Origin of the sequence: Paenibacillus sp. FSL L8-0158 (genome assembly GCF_038592965.1) — a bacterium.
Classification (GTDB): domain Bacteria; phylum Bacillota; class Bacilli; order Paenibacillales; family Paenibacillaceae; genus Paenibacillus; species Paenibacillus polymyxa_D.
This window is the reverse complement of the sequence record NZ_CP151949.1, coordinates 594,719-615,992: the sequence shown is the minus strand read 5'-3', so window position 1 is coordinate 615,992 and position 21,274 is coordinate 594,719. Positions and strand designations below refer to the sequence as shown.

Sequence of the window (21,274 nt, the reverse complement as noted above, 5' to 3'; positions counted from 1 at the left end):
TGTTTTCCCCCAGATCATGCTAGTATGCTAGTGCATCGTCATTCCACCTGTAACATTAATCGCTTGTCCTGTCATATATGCAGAGAGCGGACTTGCCAGAAACAGCACCACATTGGCAACATCCTCCACCTCAGCCGTTCTCCCCAAAGGGACCTGTGAACAATCTTCTTCGTATATTTCTTGAGCAGTCATTCCGCGAATGACGCCCCCTTCAATCCGTTCGCGATGCTTCATCGGCGTTTCTACGATACCTGGACAAACCGCATTCACCAAAATTTGATGCGGAGCAAGCTCAATGGCCATCACCTTGGTCAAGCCGAGAACCGCATGTTTGGAAGCACAATATCCGCCCATCGCCCGATATCCATTTTTTCCAGCCTGCGAAGCTATTTGAATAATTCGTCCTGTTTTACGAGCGGCCACCATTTCTTTGGCAAAACGTTTGGACGTTACATATAATCCGGTTGAATTGATCGAAAATACTTTCTCCCAATCAGCTAACTCACTATCAATGACATAATCCATCGTAGAAGTACCCGCGCAGTTCACCAATATATCAGGAACTCCCGCTTCGCTGATTAGTAAATCGCACCATCTTTCGATATCATCCGGTTTGGATATGTCCAATTGAGTTTCAACCAACTGTGGATTGACCACTCTATAAGGCTCTTCATAAGAGATATCAGCAGAAATCACTTTAGCTCCGCTTTGAACGAAAAGCTCTACAATTCCCTTGCCTATGCCTGACTTACCGCCTGTCACTACCGCTGTCTGATGAGATAGGTCAATCGAAATCATAGATTTTAAAATACTCTTTCGAAAGGATCGCGGCTAATGCCAGCCTCCAGCACAATCTTCACATATTCCTGCGCAGAGAAAAGGGAGTGGTCCTTGTAGTTCCCGCATTCCAAAGCAGTAACAGCCGGAACCTCTGTCGTTTCCAGAATTCTTTTCAAGGTTTTTTCCAAAGCGAGTGCAATTTCCTCAGGCTCATGTTCATTCCATAAGATCAGGTAGAATCCTGTTCTGCATCCCATTGGAGAAATATCAATAATTCCTTTGATTTCGTCTCTCAGGTACGTCGCTAATAAGTGCTCCAGCGTATGTACAGCTGCTGTCGGAAGTGCATCTTCATTGGGTTGCAAAAATCTCAAGTCATACTTTTGTACTGTACTTCCTTTCTCATCATGCTCTACTCCCGCTGCTCTTACATAAGGAGCCTTTACAATCGTGTGATCTAGTTGAAAACTTTCTACTTTTGCCATTTTTCTTTTCCTCTTTTCTGTAATTTATATTTTCAATCTAATGATGGATACTCTACATTTGTGGTTTTTTTAAAAGAATTAAATGCTCCAAATCAGCATTTTTGTAATTATACATCGGATTACTCGGTTTTACCACTATAATTCTTGTCGTATTTCTTTTTTTCTTTGTCCGTCTCTCCTTTGCCTGTAGGTTTTGACATAGTGTACAATGTATACGATAATGCATTTTTACGAAAAAGATCGAGGACATCATAAGCCTCATTTAGGAGAATGCTCTGTGAATGAACCGGATTGGAAGCACCTGAATGCTGTCCCATTACCCTTGCAGGAATTTCAGCTACAGCTGGATCAAAACAGTGTTGACGCCAAGCAACTAGAGGAGTGGAGAAAGATTCCCGTCCTTTATCAGCTGGCTCTGGAAGAATTAAAAAATAAAATTAAGCTGATCCAGACGGAATGGAAGCTGTTAGACGGTTTTAGCCCGATTGAGCATATTAAAACCCGGATCAAAGAGCCCCACAGCATCGTGGAAAAGGTTCGGCGCAAAGGGCATGAAGTCACCTTGGACAATATATTGCGTGAAATTCATGATATCGCTGGGATGCGCGTGGTATGCGCTTTTGTGAAAGATATTTATCGTCTGATGGATCATCTACACACACGGGAAGACATTCGTATACTGGAGGTCAAGGACTATATAGCTCATCCTAAGCCCAACGGCTACCAGAGCCTGCATGTCATTGTGGAAATTCCGTTGATCCTGTTTGAGGGCACACGCTGGATCAAGGTTGAAATTCAATTGCGCACATTGGCTATGGATTTCTGGGCCAGTATGGAGCATATTTTGTACTACAAGTTCGATAAGAAAGTGCCTGAACATGTCGTTAATGGATTGACCGAAGCCGCACGTGCAACCTACGAGCTGGATCAGAAAATGCTGAAGTTGCGCGGCGAAATTTTATCGCTTAGCGAGGAACAGGATGCGGAAGAATCCCCGGCGAAACAATCCGAAGAGTCGTCCATGAAGACACTCTCCCTCCCTGCAGATCACGCTACTTCACGGCCACAAACCTGCTAAGTTTTTGTGTACAAGATAACTTAAGAATTCAGCCCGAGGCTGCAAAAACGTTGGTTCAGTCTTAAACTGAATTCTGATGTATTGGGTATAAATAAAGAGCCATCAAAACCACGTTCATCGTGGTTTTGATGGCTCTTTTACACATTTTTTTTCGATCAAATATTATTGCTTCTCACGGATTTCTGTGCTGATTTTCTCAACGATGTCCGCAATGCTGAGTGATCCCAGATCGCCTTCGCCGCGTTTACGAACCGCTACAGTACCGGTTGTTTTTTCATTTTCCCCGATAACGAACATATATGGAACCTTCTCCAATTGCGCCTCGCGGATTTTATAACCAAGCTTCTCATTGCGAGTATCCACTTCGACACGCAGACCTGCTTTCAGCAACGCATCCTGTATCTCATTAGCAGTCTCGACATAGTTCTCGGATACTGGCAACAGCTTCGCATGAACAGGAGCCAACCACAATGGGAATGCGCCTGTAAAATGCTCAGTCAGGATGCCCATGAAGCGGTCAATCGAACCGTAGATGGCACGGTGAATAACGACTGGACGGTGCTTTTGGTTGTCCTCGCCCACATAAGTGAGGTCGAATTTTTCAGGCATTTGGAAGTCCAATTGGATCGTTCCGCATTGCCAGCTGCGTTTGAGCGCATCGAGAATGTGGAAGTCAATTTTCGGACCGTAAAATGCTCCATCTCCCGCATTAATACGGTAGTTGATGCCCAGGTGATCCAGCACGTTTTGCAGAGCTTGTTCCGCTTGATCCCACAGTGCTGGCTCGCCCATAAAGTCATCTGGACGTGTGGACAATTCCACTGTGAAGTCAAAGCCAAACACACTATACATTTCGTTAATCAGCTTAATTACGTCTGAAATCTCTTGTTCAATCTGACCTGGTGTGACGAAAATATGCGCATCATCCTGACAGAATGTACGAACACGCATCATACCGTTCAAGGCGCCGGACAGCTCATGGCGATGCACTTGTCCAAATTCGGCTATACGAATTGGCAGATCGCGGTAGGAGTGAAGCTCATTTTTAAACACAAGCATATGCCCTGGGCAGTTCATCGGTTTCAGAGCAAATGTAGTTTCATCCACTTCGGAGAAGTACATGTTTTCCTTGTAATGCTCATAGTGTCCCGATTGTTCCCACAGACGGTTGTTCATCATCAGCGGTGTACGTACTTCCTCATAGCCATGCAGACGTTGAATGTCACGGGAGTAATCTTCCAATGCAGTGCGGACAACCATACCTTTAGGCAGGTAGAACGGCATACCCGGTGCTTCTTCGGAGAACATGAACAGTTCCAGCTCTTTACCCAGCTTGCGATGGTCGCGTTTTTTCGCTTCCTCCAGCAAATGCAGATGTTCATCCAGTTGTGCTTTTTTCGGGAATGCTGTTCCGTAGATACGTTGCAGCATTTTGTTGTTGGAATCGCCTCTCCAGTATGCGCCCGCTACACTCAACAGTTTAAAAGCTTTGATGCGGCCAGTAGATGGCAAATGCGGGCCACGACACAGGTCAAAAAATTCGCCTTGATCATAAATTGTAATTTCCGCTTCTTCCGGCAAATCACGAATCAGTTCCAGCTTCAGGGGATCTTCCAACTCTCCAAAAATACGAGTGGCTTCCTCGCGGCTGACCACACGACGTGTAATCGGCAGATTTTCCTGTGCGATCTTCGTCATTTCCTTCTCGATCTTGGCCAGGTCGTCAACGGACAATGGGTTTTCGATGTCAATGTCATAGTAGAAGCCGCTGTCGATAACTGGACCGATACCCAGCTTCACGTTCTTCTCGCCGTAAATGCGTTTGAGCGCCTGAGCGAGCAAATGCGCTGTACTGTGGCGATAAATTTCCAGACCGTCTGCACCGTCCAGCGTAATGATTTCAAGGTCAACGTTCTGGTCCAAAACGGTGTTCAGGTCTACAGCCTTCCCGTTCACTTTACCTGCTACTGCGTTCTTTTTCAGCCCGGAGCTGATCGAACCCGCCACGTCGGCGATCGTTACGCCCTGCTCGTACTCGCGTACGGCTCCATCCGGCAATTTTACTTGAATACTCACGATTAAAGCCTCCATTTCAAATTGTGTGCTATATCAAAATTGAACGCAAAAAAACGCCTCTCTCCCTCAAGGGACGAGTGCGTTCAGCTCGTGGTTCCACCCTAGTTCGGCCCGCTCCTGTGCGTACATCATGTTCATCGGAACATGCTCATGCACACATGCGTGACCCTCCATTGGTATCCGTTAACGGGGATAAAGCGGTAGGCGCTTACTGATGTCACTGCCAGATTGCACAGCTACATGTTCAACGTCACGGCTACAAAGGGGTAACTTCACATGCGGTTGCCGGAAAAGCTCTCAGCCTCGTCTTTTCTCTCTGAACGGCCCTTCAAGGAAATCATGTCTTTGGTCAATGCCTTGAATATCACTATATGCTACAGCATTATAGATCAAATTCGCAGGTATTTCAAGTGGACGTTTATGTAAGTTCATGCCTCCTATGCATCAGCTGGCTAAGGGAGCTCATGTGCCCATATTTACACAGCTCTAAAACACTGTATTATAATGCTCATCTAGACGACACCGTACAGAAAGGTGGTGGGAGAGATGCCAAAAATTATTGTCACAGAAGAACAATGGATTCAGAAAGGAATTGAACGTTTTGAGCAGGGCGGAATTGATCAACTCGTAGTTGAAAAAATGGCCGTTGCTTTAGGGTGCAGTAAGAGTAGTTTTTATTGGTATTTTAACAATCGCAGCAGCTACATTAGACAGATTGTGGAGACATGGAAGGAACAGACGACACAACAGGTTATTGCAGCATCCATCATCCATGCTGCCGCAGATGAGCGGATCAGAGAGTTGTTAACCCAGATGTTCGGGAAGACGAAACGAGGCGATTTTTTGTTTTATCTGCGAAAACTGTCATTGAAGGATGATAGTTACCGTTCCTTGCTCAATGAAGTTGAACAGATGAGAATGGAGTTTATGAAAGAGCTTTTAATACAGAAGGGAATGCAGCCAGAAAAAGCCTTTCAGAGATCATGGATGTTGTACCATTACTACTTAGGTTGGTATGAGAGGCACAAGCAAGAGACATTAAGTGACGAGGCCATCCAGCAGCATATTCAAATGATTTGGACAGAATGGATTTCGAATGAATCCAATTAAGGAGGATGTAAGATGTTGGAGTTACTTACATGGGCAGTTGGCGGAATTCTATGGGTACTGAGCGGTATGCATCTATATTGGGTATTTGGCGGACAAAAAGGCGCTAAGGCAGCGATCCCAAGCACGGGAACGGATTTGCTCTTTAAACCCTCCAAAATAGGGACATCGATTGTTGCCATTTTACTAGCTTTAGCCGCTTGGTTCGTACTAGAACTAGGTGGAGTTGCACCATCTCTGTTTTTCCACTCCTTCTATTCCTACGGTGCGGGGGTGTTGTCGAGCTTATTTATTTTACGTTCTATAGGAGATTTCAAATGGGTAGGGTTCTGCAAGAGAAAGAAAGGAACTGTTTTTGCAAAGTGGGACACTATGCTCTACTCGCCCCTTTGTTTTCTCTTGGGAACAGCCATTTTAATCATTATGTTTTTGCGTACGGCATAGCTTAAAGCTGACCTCTATCAGGTGGTTTGTTTCTTTCGCACGTCTCCACTCGTTTCTTTCTCAGTGAAAAAGTACAGCAAAGCCAGCACAGGCAGGACGACTCCAATCAGAGCACTGAAATTCCAACCTCCTAACGCATACGACCAACCACCTAATGATGATCCAATTGCTCCGCCTATGAAAAAAATAGACATGAATAATCCATTCAAACGCCCTCTCGCTTCACTTCCCAAGGAGTAAATCACACGCTGTCCAAGTACAAGATTTCCCGATACAGCCATATCCAGTGTAATCGCTGAAATAAAGAGAAGTACGAGTGCAGCCGTCGAATGACTTTGAAAAAGATAGATGAGCAAAAAAGACAAGGCGGCAATGATCATAGCTAACCCGGTTAATACTTTACTCCAGCCTTTATCCGCCAATCTCCCAGCAATCGGAGCAGCTACTGCACCACCTACGCCTACTAAAGCAAACAATGCAATCCCTTGTTGAGACATTCCGAAATCATCCGCCAATCGTAAAGGAACAACAGTCCAAAACAGGCTGAATGCACCAAATAGGCAGGCTTGATAGAGGGCACGGCGACGCAATGCAGGCGTTTGTTTTAAAAGAGTACCTAATGAGAAAATCAATTTACTGTAAGATACCGTAGGCACAGGCTTGCGTTCTGGAAGAGCTCGCGAGAGCAGAATCGTCAACAGCGTCAAGACAATGGCTGACAAAATAAATACGGCTTGCCACCCCCAGATGCTGGTGATAAAGCTTGCTACTGGCCGTGCGAACATAATGCCTAGCAAGAGTCCGCTCATGACATTCCCAACAACGCGGCCGCGTTGCTCTTCGGATGCTAAATAGGTGGCGTACGGCACCAGTATTTGGGCTACCACAGATCCAATTCCAATGAACAAGGATGCGGTCAGGAACAACGGGGCATTGGTAGCAAAAGCGGCAACAACCAATGCACAGACTGTAATGATTAGCGATACGACCATGAGCCGTCGATTTTCAATAATGTCGCTGAGCGGCACGATAAATAGCAATCCCACCACATAGCCGATTTGAGTCAAGGTGACAATGAAGCCCGCGGCTGTAGAAGAAAGACCCATAGCAATATGAATAGGTCCTACAAGGGTTTGAGCATAGTACAGGTTGGCAACAATAAGGCCGCATGCGGCTGCTAACAAAAACATCATCCAATTTGAGATACGGTTACTTTCTAAGGCTTGTTGTTCTCTTTGCATGATAATCCTCCTCATTAATTTAAATACTAAACGTATAGTTCATTAATTCGATAGTTAAATAATATACTGAACGTTTCGTTTTGTAAATAGGCAAAATCAACTTTTTAATTCTACATAGTATTTGATATACTGAACGTATAGTTTATTTTTAGTGTTTACTTATATCTATTAAGAAGGTGAGCATTCCAGTGCAGAGCAAAAGAGGACGTCCACGTAATGTCGAGACGCAAAAATCTATCCTTAACGCTTCCTATGATTTACTGTTGGAGCAAGGCTTTGGGGCGGTTACAGTAGAAAAAATTGCTGAGCGAGCGAAAGTTAGCAAAGCCACCATTTATAAATGGTGGCCTAACAAAGCTGCCGTAGTGATGGATGGTTTCCTGTCAGCCACCATAGCAAGATTGCCCGTGCCCGACACGGGCTCTGTATTAGATGATATTCTCATTCATGCCACGAATTTAGTGCGGTTCTTAACAAGTCGAGAGGGTAAAATCATTACGGAGTTAATAGGCGAAGGGCAACTTGATTCAGGATTGTCAGAGGCATACCGGACCCGATATTTCCACCCTCGGCGACTTGAGGCCAGGCTTCTTATTGAGCGCGGAATGGAGCGCGGAGAATTGAAGGAAGATCTCGATATTGAATTATGTATCGATCTCATTTATGGGCCCGTTTTTTATCGATTGCTGGTAACCGGTTATCCATTAGACGATTCCTATGTGCAACAATTAGTCATGAATGCGTTCAAAGGAATTGGCTTGGACTGAATGACGTGGCATCAAGCAGCCCTCACGGAGTATCCTCTGTGAGGGCTGCTTTTTCTTTTACCTGCCACGATCCTCTGGCTAATTCCTGATTTGCTTATTCTTCAGGGCCTATACTAATTTTTTGCAGCAGGTCGATCAGAAGGTCCTCTTCCTCTTCAGATAAATTGTGGACAAGACCGGCATTGAGCTCGTCCAATATCCCTTGTAAGACAGGAGCGAACTCTAACGCCTTGGCCGTGGGAGATACAAGTTGGGAGCGACGATCATTCGGGTCCGTTTTACGTTCAATGTAGCCTGATTCCTCCAATTGTTTCACAGAGCGTGCCGTGGTTGCCTTGTCAAATTTAAGTTCATTCGTCAACTGCTCTTGTGTAATGCCCGGCCGCTGCAAAATGAGCTTTAAAAAGCTGTGTTGTCCTCCACTGCCGATTCCGTAAGGAGTCAGTTTTTTGGACAATATTTTTTGATTACGACGGTACAAATGGGAAATTAGCTTTCCAATCGGTTTTTTTCTCATAAAATACACCTCATTGGCTTGAAAATCACATATCCCCAGTTGGGACCAAAGCAAAGTTTACAACAATATCGTTGCACACGCAACTAATTTGCTGTACACTAGAACCGTTCATTTAGTTGCGTTCGCAACTAAATAGAAATTGTCAACGATAACGAGGTGTAATAATGAGTTCAACTGCTACAACTGCTACAACCTATCAAGAGAATATCGAGGTCCAGAAGAAACGTTGGCTGATTTTGATTGTTTTGAATCTGTTTACGTTTATGTCCACATTGGATGGAAGCATCGTCAATATCGCTCTTCCTGTGTTGTCTCGCACTTTACAATTACCCGTGGCACAGATTGAATGGGTGACAACCGCCTATTTAATGGCGATATGTACCGCTATTTTATTTTTCGGCAAGCTTGGGGATATCGTCGGTAAAATCAAAATATTCAAGATCGGCACGATCATATTCATACTTGGCTCCCTATTGTGCGGTCTTAGCTCTTCGCTCTCTATGCTGCTGATTTCCCGTATCATTCAGGCGATTGGGGCGTCCATGACCATGGCGAACAGCCAGGGGATTGTGACAGATGTCTTCCCCTCCAATGAACGGGGCAAAGCGCTGGGCCTCATCGGAACTTTTGTTTCTCTGGGCAGTATCGCCGGACCAAGCTTGGGCGGTATTATTGTCTCGTCACTGGGCTGGCAGTATATTTTCTGGGTTAATGTACCGATAGGGCTGGTCGCTGTCTTTCTTGGCTGGAAGCTTCTGCCGAAGGATTTGATCAAGGTGAAAGATAAAATTGACGTTCCCGGTAGCCTCGTGTTTGCCGTTTTTATTCTCACTTTGTTCGTCGGATTGTTACTTGGACAGCAGGTCGGGTATGGAGACACACGTATTATTACTTCGCTGGTGGTCGCTGTAGTTGCTTTTGCCATGTTCATTCGATTGGAATTTCGCCGTCCACAGCCACTGTTACAGCTCGCACTATTCAAAAATCCGTTATTTTCGCTCAGTATTTTGTGTGCTTTTCTAGTATTCGTCGCTAATTTTTGTTTTAACATCATTTCGCCTTTTTATGCGCAGAATATGCTGAACTTATCGCCTTTTCATGCCGGGTTTCTGCTGATGTTGTTCCCCATCTCTATGGTTATTGTGGCCCCACTCAGCGGTGCGCTTTCCGATAAAATCGGGTCTGAACTGCTCACATTCGCCGGGCTGGTCGTTATGGCTATTGCCCAGATTGGATTAGCCCAACTGCATGCAGGCAGCTCCATCCCGCTCGTGGGTCTGTGGATTGCCATGCTCGGCATTGGCAGTGGTTTATTCCAATCGCCGAACAACTCGCTGATTATGTCCACGGTACCCCGCACACAGCTCGGCTCAGCCGGTAGCGTCAATTCGCTGGTTCGCAACGTCGGTATGGTTGTGGGGATCACTTTGGCCACATCGATCCTCTTTTATATTATGAGTAAAGAGGCTGGTTATCGGGTCACCGGCTTGGTTCAGGGTCATCCAGAAATTTTTCTGGCAGGCATGCATGTAGTCTTTATGACGTCCGCGTCCATCTGTCTTGTGGCGGCATTATTAACAGGCTGGCGGCTGATCGGAGCTAGACGGGCAAGAACGCAGCAAGAAAAGGGATAAAGACCAACATTTACAGTTTTAAAAATGGGATACAAGGGTGGAGCTTACATGAAATATTGCTATGAATGCGGAACAAAATTGATGGTGAAGGAGTGTGAAGGCGAAGGCCCTATAAGCGTGGCGATGCCAAAACGATGAAAAAGATGACTTTGCAGATATATTGAATTGTTAAACCGCAAGATGGCTACTCTCTTTCCAAGGAACCCTCTTGCGGGTCCCTACACTTTTACTAAACGTCCGTTCTCTTTCCAGGATTGCAGTATTTTCTCAAGTATCCACTGGTTTTTGTAGCCGTCCTCGAATAAGGGGGCACGATCCACAGACTTTCCCCTTGCCAGCTCAACAAAATCTTCATAGGCCGTATGATTATAGATTGCAGGGACAGTCCAAGTCTCGTATTCGGCATCCGGGTGTTCCAGGTCACGCAGCACGATGCGGATACTTTCCGGGTTATTGAGGCTGGCGTGCAGCGTACCCAGTTCTCCATAGATATCGACTTCGATATCGTGCCGTATACCGATGGCATTTTTATGAGTGATAAAGGTTCCCACGGTATTGTCGCCTACGATGCCATGAAAGGCAGCGAGATCTTCCACATCCACTTTTACAGGCAGACCCGTGATCGGATCGAGCCGCTCGGGAGTAATGGTATGTAGCAGCGCTGCGACACTTTTAAATTCACCCACCAGAAAACGGGCCAGATCAATGATATGTGAGGCTGTATCCCCCACTACTCCAGAACCAGCCTTGGCCAAATTGTGACGCCATGTATACGGATGCTGACGATACGGCGCAAATGCATCCATTAGATAACGGAATTGAATGTTATAGATTTCGCCCAGCTTTTGCTCCTCCAGCAATTGCTTGGTATATTGGAAGGCCGCGCCGTAGCGATGCTTATAGTGAACCAGCAAAGGCACCGGATTCGCTGTATATAGCTTTTTCAACTGATCGGCTTCCTCCCATGTGAGTGTCAATGGTTTTTCTGCCAGTACAGCTTTGTGTTCTTCCAGCGCAATACGAATAATGTCAAAATGCACATCATTGGGTGTTAGCGACAGAATCGCATCTACCTCTGGGTCACGGATTAATGCTTCATAATGGGCGTACCGCTTGGAAACAGGCAGTTGCAATTGTTCTCCGATGGCTTGAAGGCGATTGGGATTCACATCACTAACGGCCACAATTGATACCCCCGAGATGGTGTGCAGTGATCTCATGTGATATTCAGCGATAAGACCCAGGCCAATGATACCCATCCGAATTTGTTTGGTTGGGAAGGTGGTGGTACTCATATGTTCAGAACTCCCTTCTCTTCAGTTTGGTTTGAACTCTGTAGCAAATTCCTTTTGCTATGCAGTATCACCCGTTGCTTTGTAGAATAGTCCCCACGGGGAAGTGATCGTCGCAACCCTCAATTCAACAGTCTGATACCGGGAAGTGAATACAATGTTCCATAAAAAAAGGGATCTGCAGCTCCGTTGTCCGGTGTTGCAGATCCTTGGTATTCCTTCTCTATATCGACTACATCAAAAATGTACCTACCACAAAAGACACCCCGACGATGATCGAGCGCAACAGCTGTGCCAGAGCCACATTGCCTTTGGCAATTTCCTCGCACACCTTGGTACGCGGCGTCACCAGATCAAAAATCACATACACCAGACACAGCACTACAATGCCCACAGCCGACCAGGCCAGCATATCGAGCCATGAATGACTGCTGTACGACACCATCCCCACGATGATACACAGACCTAGCAGCTTTGCACCCATATAGATGCCTGCCGCCTCATTGCCGCGTGCGATTTCTTGATTATCGTTATAACGTGTCAGTAAGCTGAACACATAATAACCTACGATTAAGATGGCAAACAGGATAAGCAGGCCGATACCTACATTGCCCAGTGCGTTGCCCAAACTGATATGAGAGTCCAATTTTCTTCCTCCTTATGATACTTCAGGACTTTGCAAAATCTTCACTTGTTAAAATGAACAGATATGTTCGAATATTGATATTTTTTAATTCAGCTTATACAACGGCGGATTAGGAGGTACGGTGGCAACGGCGGCGGCGCAATAGTAGGCCATATCGCCTGTTACCTTTTCACCGATTCGCGGCAGAACACCCGCAAAACGCCCCCCAATTACAAATATGCCTGTTAACACATAGCCGTGAAATAGCCCTTCTTCGGTCTGTACCTCTGCGCTCTGCATCGGCCACAGCCGCTGATAAATCTTAGGCTGTCCTTCATAATAAGCGGCAATATGTGCGGCTTCCTCCTGCTCAGGCGTTCGTGGAGCATCAGCTTGGTGAAGCAGATCAGGATGGTCGGTCTTCGCATTTTGAACCTCTCCCAAGGCGCCTTCTAGTCTCTCCTCGCCTTCGGTATGTTCAATCAAGTGCGTCCCTTTACCCTCCCGACCCCATATACCTTTGGACACATAAGGCTCTTTATTTTGTATAAACACCGAGGGTTCAAAATACGTAGGCAGCAGGTAGGTTCGTATCACCTCCAGCTCGCGATCGTCAAACAAACGAAAACCACAGAACTCTGGTGTCTGCTCATTGCGCTCATACAATGACCACACGGTTGCGGTGAACCCTTTGCTCTGGGTAATGATATGCTGCGGCGGGTTGATTAATCCTATTTTCCCGTCTGCCACCATATCCATTAGCGCCTGCCCCACCTCAAGCCCCGTATCCTCCTCCCGGTCATCAATCAGATATTCCAGCGGATACAGGCGATAGAGAATGTAGATCTGCTCACCCTGGTGATACAATCCTTCATTCGGGATAATCTCCAATTCTTCCAAAGGCGCATAAACCACTTCAAACCCGGCTTGTTCACATAAATGCATAATATATTTGGTATTTGTCTGATCCTCGATGTGCCAGTCATAGCAAGTGAAATACACCTTTGTCCCTAATCCCTTACGGCTATAAAAATGAATGAGATCCGTCAAGGCAGACTGAATCGCTTCATCCATTCCAGATGACGGTCCATGTAGAGGAATGTCATCCTCCGACATTCCTCCCCTACTCAGTACCTCTAGCAGCTTTCCCTCAAGATAAGCCACCTCGGGAATCCCAGTTGGGGTATCGGTGTTATTCTCAATGCACTTGATACCCGCTTCCCCCACAATCCAGTCCTGGCGGGTTATCCCATCCGGCTCGGCCTCCATTCGTGCAGCACGCAGCAAGCCCGGATGAATCCCCAACCGTTCCACCAAGTATTCATCCGGCATGTAGCGCTGGATGAATTGCTGGACCTTGCGGTAAATACGATGTACCGCCTCAGAAGCAGCCTGAAGCTCTGCCAGCTCGCTTTCCTGATACACTGTTAAGGCCGGCACGCAATAGGACTTGCCGTACATGCGATGATACGGAATCATACGGCTGATTTCACCCTTAAAAAGCTCGTCATGTTCATAAGGCAATTGCCGAATCGTGCGCATGCTCATCTTAACCCCCAGAAAAAAAGCCGCTGCGTGATCCGCTGCTGCCAAAACCACTGTGTGAGCTGGAAGATGAGGATGAGCTTTTGCGGTATGAGCTGGAAGAAGAACGACTGCTATGGTATGAGGAGCCTCCACTATAATAGGTCGATCCGCCATAATAATACCCGCTGCTGCCTGAATCCCGACACGCCGTTTGCTCCGATACAGGAAGCTCATCGCAGTCATAATACTCGTCGTCACCGCAACCCGTCAGAGCGGCCGGGACAGCCAAAATCAGGGCAAAGGCCGCCATCCGTGTACGAGAGCCGGGCTTGGATTTTATTTTTTCCCAAGAATGCTCCATCACAGATCGACCTCCTTCACAAACAGATGTACCTTCTTCAGCTGAGGGTCCAGTACCGAATATATAAATTCATATGTTTTGCCACCCAGTACTGTATAGTGATCTAATAGCCGTTGGGCCAACTCGAGGGTAAATACCGAACCGTCCCGCTGATCCATGCTACGGAATGCAGGTTCATGCCATATCCAGTACATTGCACTGTATGTGGAAGTGTAACCTCCCTCACTGGCAAGCACGAGGTCTGTGATGGACGCACCATAAGGCTTTGCACGTTCTCCTGTAAATTCAGTCACATAGACGGAATGATCCGTATGTTCCTCACTTTCATTCGAGATATGCGACCATAGTTTGTCATGGAGACGCGTAGCGTCTACAAGCTTGCGCAGAAACAGCTCATCTCCCGATACGGATTCCCGTGTCAGGCTACGCAGTTCCTTTTGAGTGTCTTCCGACCATTCTCGATACGTTAATGAATAATAAATGATGATTCCCTTCCCTTCCTGTACGCTTCTGTCATGAGGTTTGCAACAAATCAAAGCGCTTCTGTCGTCGTTCACTATACGAGATTCTACCTTGAAAAGGTTCAATTTGGAAGAAAAACACGACAAAAAGCCGCAATCCCTAGGATTACGGCTTGGTTTTCACTGCTACAGCTTGATATTGTTCTCGTCGAAATATTCTTCCAGCGTCATCCCCTGCTTGGTTACATCCTCCGCAATGTCTGTTCCCACATAACGGATATGCCAAGGCTCGTACACATAGCCGGTCACATCTTCCTTACCCTTCATATAACGAATAATAAATCCGTATTCCGGTGCATGTTTTTCCAGCCATTCGCCTTCCTTGGAAGCTCCGAAGGACTGCTCTAGCGCATTACCTACGCTTGGGCTGGATACATCAATGGACAAACCTGTCTGATGCTCGCTCGTACCCGGTACAGCACTAACTTTAGAGGCATATTCCTGCCCCTTTGTCTTTACATTGTTGTTGAAAATAGATACCTGACGCTTATAGGAACGGTATCCCGATACCGCACGCAGCTCAATGCCGTCTTTTTCCGCACCGTCGAACAACTGCTCCAGTGCCTCTGCCGCTTCCTTACGCAAATGCCGCTTTTCGTGCGGCCCCTCGAAGGAAAATGGCACCTGCGGCTCCACCAGGTCGTCTGGGACATAGCCCACAGGCAAGCTGCGCTTTTTGTTCACAACGACTGTATCCGAAGTCGCATTGGTGACAATCGCGGTTCCATCCTCTTCCTTAACCGTGGCTTGCAGCGCACTCTGGCTTCGCAACGCCATCACAGGGTCGGCTTGTCCACTTTCTGTACCCGCAGAGGCTTGTCCAGCGCTAGCGCTGCTATTGCCCGCATCCGGCTGGGTGGAAGGCTGTACATTCTCCTGTACCGCTGTAGATGACTTCAACGGCTCGCTTTCCTGTCCACCTGATCCTCCCTGCTGGCAGGCTGCCAGTAATAGCCCTGGCAAGATCAGCCCTGGAATGAGCGCTTTGGTCCAGCGCTTAGATGCTCGCGTCTGTTGTATATGTCGTTTCATGCTGGTATCTCCTCCATTATTGCAATTGATGCATGACTTACTGTGACTTTTCCGTTTCCCCATTGTAACTGAACTTTTGGTACTCTTCGAAGCCGTTATCCCGTTCGATGAAGGCGAATAGACTCGAAAAAGGAAGTATATACCCGAATTGTTACGGAGTATGACGTTTTTGCGGAATTGCAGCTCGGGCCCGCTCGGCTACCCGTTCACGTATGAGCTTCAATGCCTCTTCCGCACGGGGTAAACCCGGCAGCAAAGCCGTAATATCCGCTTCCTTCTTAAGAACAAGCTTCTGCGGCAGATGAATCTCAATCGCATGAAAACCTGCACCGGGACGATGTAATGCTCCTTCTGCCGCTGACTCTGCAATCCATTCGCTAATCGCTGCCGATCCGCTGCGTCCGCCCTCCGGCCGCGAGGTAGACTCAAGCGCGGGGGATGTCCCCTGCACATGAGATAACTCTCCGGCCCAAGCACTGAATACGTACTCCAGCAGTTCTTCCCGCGTCATTCCGATCAGTTCCAGACAGGTCTGCGGCTCGGCTTCCATCCCGGTCTGAAGAGCTTTCTTCACATCGTCGACTACACCCACGCCATCCTCCATGCTGGAAGTGGCTGTCTCAGCTGCTAGCTGAACGATCTCATCCAGCGATAGACAGGTTTCCCCTTGCAAAAAGCGGTAGATATCCAAAGGATCTGCTTTTAGCTGCTCCAGCCATGCCTTTCGCTGTTCGGGGTTTAGTACAGGCGCTGGGCCCGTCCATTGGACAGCATGTGCGGAAGGTACACCCGTTGATTCGCCTTCCAAGCCATTTCCGTCTAATACCGCTGTCCAGTGACCGTCAGTTACTTTCAGCTTCACTCGCGGCCTCGTCATCGCCTTCATCCTTTCTCTGCTCACTCAATCCATACATCATTTTGCAACGCAATCAAACCGCGCAATTCATCATCAGACATTTCGGTGAGCCAATGTTCACCGGAGCCGACAACCTGCTCGGAAAGTGCCTTTTTGCTCTCGATCAGCTCGTCGATTCGCTCCTCCAGTGTACCTTGACAAATCAGCTTGTGCACTTGTACATTGCGGCTTTGACCAATACGGAATACGCGGTCTGTCGCCTGATTTTCCACTGCAGGATTCCACCAGCGGTCATAGTGAATGACATGGCTGGCACGTGTCAGGTTCAGGCCCACGCCACCTGCACGCAGGGAAAGTACGAATATATTCGGCCCTTCTCCCTGCTGGAAGTTGTGAACCATTTCATCCCGTCTGGTTTTCGCCAGTCCTCCATGTAGAAAATACGGCTCTTCCCCGAAGATTTTGGCCAAACGGGAGACCAGCAATTCTCCCATCGACACATATTGGGTAAATATCAGCGCCGATTCGCCGTTCTCGCGAATCGTCTCTACCAATTCCAGCAGTCGCTCCATTTTGCCCGAGTTTTGCGTTTTACCACTATCAGCCCGACCCGGAATGATCAGACCCGGATGGTCACAAATCTGCTTCAACTTGGTCAGTGAAGACAGAACAAGCCCTTTGCGAGCCATACCGATCTGCCCATCCAGTGTTCCCAATAATTGATCCACCACGCCCCGATACAATCCGGCCTGCTCTGGTGTCAGTACACAGTAGGATTTCAACTCCAGCTTCTCTGGCAAGTCCTTGCGTATATCTGGGTCGCTTTTGAGTCGACGCAGCATGAACGGGGAGACGAGGCGATGAAGCTCACGCAACGCGGACCCCCGCTCCTCTCCCGCCAGACTGTACCGTTGGCGGAATGAAGACGCCGTACCGAGGTAACCTGGGTTCAGGAATTGAAAAATAGACCACAGCTCGCTCAGCCGATTCTCTACCGGGGTACCCGTCATGGCAATCCGATGTGGAGCAGACAGCTTCATGACGCTTTGTGCTTGCTTTGTTCGTGCATTTTTTATATATTGCGCCTCATCCAACACGATGGAGGACCAGTATACCGCAGATAAATCGCTGCCGTCCCGGCCCGCCAAATGATAGGTAGTGAGGACGATATCATACTCACGTACACTTTCCTGAAACAGCTCGCCGTGGAGTCGCTGGTTGCCATGGTGAATATACAGTGACAAATCCGGTGAAAAGCGCTTCAACTCGCGCTGCCAGTTGCCGAGCAAGGACGTCGGACAGATGATCAACGCCGGACGTTGATCATCTGCGCCGATGCCACCGTCGAGCAGGCAGGTGATGACCTGAATCGTTTTACCAAGCCCCATGTCGTCCGCAAGGCAGACACCAAAGCCTAATCCACGCATCGCGGCCAGCCATTGAAAGCCGCGTTCTTGATAGGGTCGTAATGCACCGTGCAGCGTCTCCGGTACAGGCCGCGGCTCTACCGAACGGAGTACGCCGCCCTCAGCCAAAGACGCAAGCAATCCGGCGGATTCCGCGCCAAAGATGGACAAGCCTTTCCATGAGGCCTCGCCTGCACTTTCATTTTCTGCAGCCAAATGCATCCATTCGGACAAGCTCATCTCACCGTTCTCACCGCGCTTGATAAAGCGCAGCACCTGACGAATTTCCTTGGGATCGACCTCGATCCATTCCCCTCCGAGACGTACATACGGCAAATTAGCGGCGACAATGCTTTCCAGTTCCTCCATCGTCAAAGTTGTATCACCCAGCACAGCCTCGGCATCAAATGAAATCATGCGGTTAATGCCGACAGACGATGTATCGGCAATCACACCATCCGGCTTGGCACCCTGCTCTGTCGAACGCATTTTGAGCCGCAAGCCTGCACGTCTTCGACCCTCCCGGCTCCAGCGCGAAGGCATTTGCACGGTGATACCGTTCTTTTGTAATGCGGGAACGGCTTCCGTCAGGAAGCGGAAGAACATCTCCGGCTCCAGTGTCAGCCCTTCGGGATAAGGGCGGTTCAACGCTTCTTGCAATAAAGGTGCCGCTTCAGCAGCCTGTCCGAGCCTCATTAGCAGTTGCGCCTGCACTTGACGATATACAATTCCGCCGCGAACCAGATCACGTTCAGGATGCGCCCACAGTGCCAGAGCAGGCAGTCGCAACCCCGGCTCAGCATCGCTTTCTGCCCAAAAGGTAATACGCCATTCCTTCACACTCTCTTCCAGCGAAGGCTCCAAACGAAGGCACAACCGCAGTTGCCCTTCTAACGGCTCCTTGTCTTCCCGTTCCGTGACAGGCATTGCGCTTCCCTTAAGAGAGGACGCTTGGAGTACCAGCTCCTCCATCTCCGCGGGCGTTCCCTGAATCGCCACCGGGCGGGAACCTGTCAGCAGACTGTTCCACCATAGCTCTGCCAGCGGCGATCCTCCGCGCCGATACTCTGCGCGATATCGGCCCAGCTCACGGTCTGAGGCTGCCAGCACCGCGGTCGTTTCCGCATGGATGACCGCACACAGGAAGGAGTACAGCACGATTCCGGCTGCATCCTCGCGTGTTTCAGGCTCCTTACCCGCGAACACGGCCGGAGCCGCCATACAAACAGCCGGCATTGCAGCAGCCAGCTCATGAAAGCGGCGTATGTCCTCCTCTTGACACAGTCGAGGAATCCACACCCCGACAGCCGCTTCCGGACCGCGACGACGCGGTCCCGATGGACGCGCCTCTGTAAGCGATGGCGCAATTTCGCCCCGCTGCATCAGCTCTAGCGCAAAATAAGCGGCTTTTTGCCAATATTGCATTTCCTCGCCCAGCGTAATGCCCGATGCCGCACAGCCCTTCTCGTCCATGCGGGTCAGCAGTGCCATCGTCTCGCGCGGTTCCAGCGCCAAACCCTCCAATGTACGCCCCAGCATGGAACGTCTTTTGCCACCTCTGCCCGCGGTTTCCACACGAGCAGTGTTCGGTATCCGTACCTCGGCAAGGCGCAACGCAGCCTGCCGAAACGGCCGAAGGTCTCCCTTTAGCGTCAGCCTGCGAATTACACTGCTCCACGCATCGATACGTGGTTCCGACGTCTCACCAGAAAAGCAAAAAAACACATCTCCGAGCCATATTCCATAAAGCGGTTGATTCATATCTGTCTCCCGTCCAGCCTTTTGAATTATTACTCTTCATCATATACGAAAACGGGCTCTTTTCAAAACTTTATCACAAAAATAAATGGAAAGTCATAAGTCAATAACCTTAAATATTCATGTGGTTAACTATAAATAAGAGAATCAATTTACAGGATTAATTGTCTTTTTCTTCATCATCCGCTTTTGCATCCTTCAGATAAGGGTTCAGGCTGTCTTGCAACAGTTGCTTGACCTGTACACGCAGTTCTTTGGGATATACGACCTCGGCCTCTGGCCCGTATTTTAACAGAAGCCTGGACACATATCTAAACTCTTCGACCGGTATATATCCCTGCCATTCCTGACCCTGCCCTTCCTGATGGGATACATTTTGGAAGAGAGCATCTGATCCGGCCAGCCTGGCACCCAATGCGGTAAATTTTATTTTGGACGGAATTCCTATACGGGAATCCTCCGAAGCCAACCATTCCTGAAGTGTAGGAAGGGTGTCCAAGGTTTCGTCCAGCATTGTTATTGTGATTACCCGATCTGAACGGTACAGAATGATGCGGTCTCTGCTATGCGCTGGCATGTACCAATATCCGTGATCAAAATACAGTCCAATCGGATATACCTGAGTCCACTTTGCCCCGGAAGCGGAGCGGTAATGCATGTTCACCCGGCGCTTATTCAGCGCAGCCTCCAAAATGATTGAGGTGTAGGGTGACTCTGCGTGAGTGGGTAGCATACGAAAAGAAATGTACTCCTTTAATTGATCGATGCTGTCCTGCACATCCTGTGGAAGTTCGGCATAATAGTGCTCGGATAAATGCTCACGAACCAAGCCAAAAGGGATATCTGGAATGTTCTCCAACAGTTGCAACATGAGAAAAAGACCCAACGCCTCGTCACGAGCAAGATGAAGGGGAGGAAGAAGCCGATTGGGAAGTGCCCGATACCCACCATGAGGACCCATTTCGGTATAAAGGGGTAACCCGGTCTGCTGCAAATAGTCGAGATCTCTTTGTATCGTCCTGACGGAGACACCAAAACGTTCAGCCAACTCACGCGCCGTATATTTTTTTTGGGAATCCAGTATTCTCATAAGAGCAATTCTGCGTTCGTTCATAAGGTACCCCTCTAATCAAAATTAATTTAAAATGAACGTTTAACTACGACATACTATGTCATAAATACATTGTAACATTAGGATATAGAAAGGAGTGAATGAACTATGAAGGTTTTGAAATCAAACGCAGTTGTGCTGTATATTGCCATGAGTCTCGACGGGTATATCGCTTTGCCGGACGGTTCGGTGGACTGGCTGTATGATGTTAAAGGGGATGGCGGGGACAATGGATATGCCGACTTTTACGACACCGTTGATACGGTGCTGATGGGCAGGCTGACGTATGAGGAAGTATTGAAGCTCTCAGATGATTTCCCTTATGCCGGAAAGCCATGCTATGTGCTCACACGAGCATTAACGGAGCAACAGCAGGCGCCACATGTTACATTTACGGACGAAGCTCTGACTGAACTGGTTCCACGTCTGCAAGGACAATCGGAAGGTGCGGTATGGCTAGTCGGTGGAGGCCAGTTAGTCCAGGCCTTCTTACAAGCTGGACTGCTGGAGAAAGCTATCATTGCGATCATTCCCAAAGTGCTTGGACAAGGAATACCGTTATTTCCAGAGGGAACGCTACCAAGTACATTTGAACTCCAAGAAATAGAACGCCGCGGGGATATTGTTCTTCTCCATTACCATATATAATTAATTTT

At 48.1% G+C, this 21,274-nt stretch carries 21 protein-coding genes; 6 read left to right on the top strand and 15 right to left on the bottom strand.

Going from position 1 to position 21,274, the window contains the following annotated elements; all coding sequences use genetic code 11:
• Nucleotides 1-27 precede the first annotated feature (27 nt).
• Together NSQ68_RS02760 and NSQ68_RS02755 are read right to left on the bottom strand one after the other, a co-directional pair.
• Nucleotides 28-798 (bottom strand): SDR family NAD(P)-dependent oxidoreductase, encoded by a 771-nt coding sequence (locus NSQ68_RS02760; RefSeq protein ID WP_342427887.1) that lies wholly within the window; start codon nucleotides 796-798, stop codon nucleotides 28-30.
• 5 nt (nucleotides 799-803) lie between these two features.
• On the bottom strand, nucleotides 804-1,265 hold the full coding sequence (locus tag NSQ68_RS02755; protein WP_007428584.1) for an S-ribosylhomocysteine lyase: 462 nt from the start codon (nucleotides 1,263-1,265) through the stop codon (nucleotides 804-806).
• Nucleotides 1,266-1,542: 277 nt separating this feature from the next.
• On the opposite strand from NSQ68_RS02755, the gene NSQ68_RS02750 reads away from it, so the two are divergent.
• Entirely contained in the window at nucleotides 1,543-2,343 is an 801-nt protein-coding gene (locus NSQ68_RS02750; protein ID WP_307352066.1) for a GTP pyrophosphokinase family protein, read from the top strand.
• Nucleotides 2,344-2,505: 162 nt separating this feature from the next.
• Here NSQ68_RS02750 and thrS read toward each other — a convergent pair whose 3' ends face one another.
• Nucleotides 2,506-4,419 (bottom strand): threonine--tRNA ligase, encoded by a 1,914-nt coding sequence (gene thrS, locus NSQ68_RS02745; RefSeq protein WP_342427886.1) that lies wholly within the window; start codon nucleotides 4,417-4,419, stop codon nucleotides 2,506-2,508.
• A gap of 297 nt (nucleotides 4,420-4,716) precedes the next feature.
• The gene (locus tag NSQ68_RS02740) at nucleotides 4,717-4,851 is read right to left on the bottom strand and encodes a hypothetical protein (RefSeq protein ID WP_256715626.1); all 135 of its coding nucleotides are present in this window, start codon (nucleotides 4,849-4,851) and stop codon (nucleotides 4,717-4,719) included.
• 114 nt (nucleotides 4,852-4,965) lie between these two features.
• Between NSQ68_RS02740 and NSQ68_RS02735 the strand changes: the two genes are divergently transcribed.
• Nucleotides 4,966-5,529 (top strand): TetR/AcrR family transcriptional regulator, encoded by a 564-nt coding sequence (locus NSQ68_RS02735; RefSeq protein ID WP_342427885.1) that lies wholly within the window; start codon nucleotides 4,966-4,968, stop codon nucleotides 5,527-5,529.
• 12 nt (nucleotides 5,530-5,541) lie between these two features.
• Nucleotides 5,542-5,970, top strand: coding sequence for a DUF3995 domain-containing protein (locus tag NSQ68_RS02730; RefSeq protein ID WP_307352059.1), 429 nt, complete (start codon nucleotides 5,542-5,544; stop codon nucleotides 5,968-5,970).
• A gap of 17 nt (nucleotides 5,971-5,987) precedes the next feature.
• Here the strand turns inward: NSQ68_RS02730 and NSQ68_RS02725 are convergent, their stop codons facing one another.
• The gene (locus NSQ68_RS02725; protein ID WP_342427884.1) at nucleotides 5,988-7,211 is read right to left on the bottom strand and encodes an MFS transporter; all 1,224 of its coding nucleotides are present in this window, start codon (nucleotides 7,209-7,211) and stop codon (nucleotides 5,988-5,990) included.
• A 188-nt stretch (nucleotides 7,212-7,399) separates the two neighbouring features.
• On the opposite strand from NSQ68_RS02725, the gene NSQ68_RS02720 reads away from it, so the two are divergent.
• Nucleotides 7,400-7,978: a TetR/AcrR family transcriptional regulator gene (locus NSQ68_RS02720; protein WP_307352055.1), complete on the top strand. Its 579-nt coding sequence runs from the start codon at nucleotides 7,400-7,402 to the stop codon at nucleotides 7,976-7,978.
• Between the two features lie 94 nt (nucleotides 7,979-8,072).
• Here the strand turns inward: NSQ68_RS02720 and NSQ68_RS02715 are convergent, their stop codons facing one another.
• Nucleotides 8,073-8,495 carry a MarR family transcriptional regulator gene (locus NSQ68_RS02715; protein ID WP_307352053.1) on the bottom strand — a complete coding sequence of 141 codons (423 nt, stop codon included), beginning with the start codon at nucleotides 8,493-8,495 and terminating at the stop codon, nucleotides 8,073-8,075.
• 164 nt (nucleotides 8,496-8,659) lie between these two features.
• Between NSQ68_RS02715 and NSQ68_RS02710 the strand changes: the two genes are divergently transcribed.
• Nucleotides 8,660-10,129 carry an MFS transporter gene (locus NSQ68_RS02710; protein WP_342427883.1) on the top strand — a complete coding sequence of 490 codons (1,470 nt, stop codon included), beginning with the start codon at nucleotides 8,660-8,662 and terminating at the stop codon, nucleotides 10,127-10,129.
• 218 nt (nucleotides 10,130-10,347) lie between these two features.
• Here NSQ68_RS02710 and NSQ68_RS02705 read toward each other — a convergent pair whose 3' ends face one another.
• The 9 genes from NSQ68_RS02705 to NSQ68_RS02665 form a co-directional block, all read right to left on the bottom strand.
• Nucleotides 10,348-11,424, bottom strand: a complete 1,077-nt coding sequence (locus NSQ68_RS02705; protein WP_342427882.1) for a Gfo/Idh/MocA family oxidoreductase — start codon at nucleotides 11,422-11,424, stop codon at nucleotides 10,348-10,350.
• Between the two features lie 229 nt (nucleotides 11,425-11,653).
• Nucleotides 11,654-12,067, bottom strand: coding sequence for a DUF350 domain-containing protein (locus NSQ68_RS02700; protein WP_342427881.1), 414 nt, complete (start codon nucleotides 12,065-12,067; stop codon nucleotides 11,654-11,656).
• A gap of 84 nt (nucleotides 12,068-12,151) precedes the next feature.
• Nucleotides 12,152-13,594, bottom strand: a complete 1,443-nt coding sequence (locus NSQ68_RS02695) for a glutathionylspermidine synthase family protein (protein ID WP_342427880.1) — start codon at nucleotides 13,592-13,594, stop codon at nucleotides 12,152-12,154.
• A gap of 1 nt (nucleotide 13,595) precedes the next feature.
• Nucleotides 13,596-13,934 carry a hypothetical protein gene (locus tag NSQ68_RS02690; RefSeq protein ID WP_342429051.1) on the bottom strand — a complete coding sequence of 113 codons (339 nt, stop codon included), beginning with the start codon at nucleotides 13,932-13,934 and terminating at the stop codon, nucleotides 13,596-13,598.
• The gene (locus NSQ68_RS02685) at nucleotides 13,934-14,491 is read right to left on the bottom strand and encodes a hypothetical protein (RefSeq protein ID WP_342427879.1); all 558 of its coding nucleotides are present in this window, start codon (nucleotides 14,489-14,491) and stop codon (nucleotides 13,934-13,936) included. The genes NSQ68_RS02690 and NSQ68_RS02685 overlap by 1 nt, the downstream gene beginning before the upstream one ends.
• Nucleotides 14,492-14,581: 90 nt before the next feature.
• On the bottom strand, nucleotides 14,582-15,487 hold the full coding sequence (locus NSQ68_RS02680; RefSeq protein WP_342427878.1) for a M15 family metallopeptidase: 906 nt from the start codon (nucleotides 15,485-15,487) through the stop codon (nucleotides 14,582-14,584).
• 151 nt (nucleotides 15,488-15,638) lie between these two features.
• Nucleotides 15,639-16,364, bottom strand: a complete 726-nt coding sequence (locus NSQ68_RS02675; RefSeq protein WP_342427877.1) for a phosphoribosylglycinamide synthetase — start codon at nucleotides 16,362-16,364, stop codon at nucleotides 15,639-15,641.
• Between the two features lie 20 nt (nucleotides 16,365-16,384).
• Nucleotides 16,385-19,510 carry a DEAD/DEAH box helicase gene (locus tag NSQ68_RS02670; RefSeq protein WP_342427876.1) on the bottom strand — a complete coding sequence of 1,042 codons (3,126 nt, stop codon included), beginning with the start codon at nucleotides 19,508-19,510 and terminating at the stop codon, nucleotides 16,385-16,387.
• Between the two features lie 157 nt (nucleotides 19,511-19,667).
• On the bottom strand, nucleotides 19,668-20,621 hold the full coding sequence (locus NSQ68_RS02665; RefSeq protein WP_342427875.1) for a YafY family protein: 954 nt from the start codon (nucleotides 20,619-20,621) through the stop codon (nucleotides 19,668-19,670).
• 105 nt (nucleotides 20,622-20,726) lie between these two features.
• Between NSQ68_RS02665 and NSQ68_RS02660 the strand changes: the two genes are divergently transcribed.
• Complete coding sequence (locus tag NSQ68_RS02660; protein ID WP_342427874.1) at nucleotides 20,727-21,266, top strand: dihydrofolate reductase family protein; 540 nt, start codon at nucleotides 20,727-20,729, stop codon at nucleotides 21,264-21,266.
• Nucleotides 21,267-21,274: the final 8 nt, after the last annotated feature.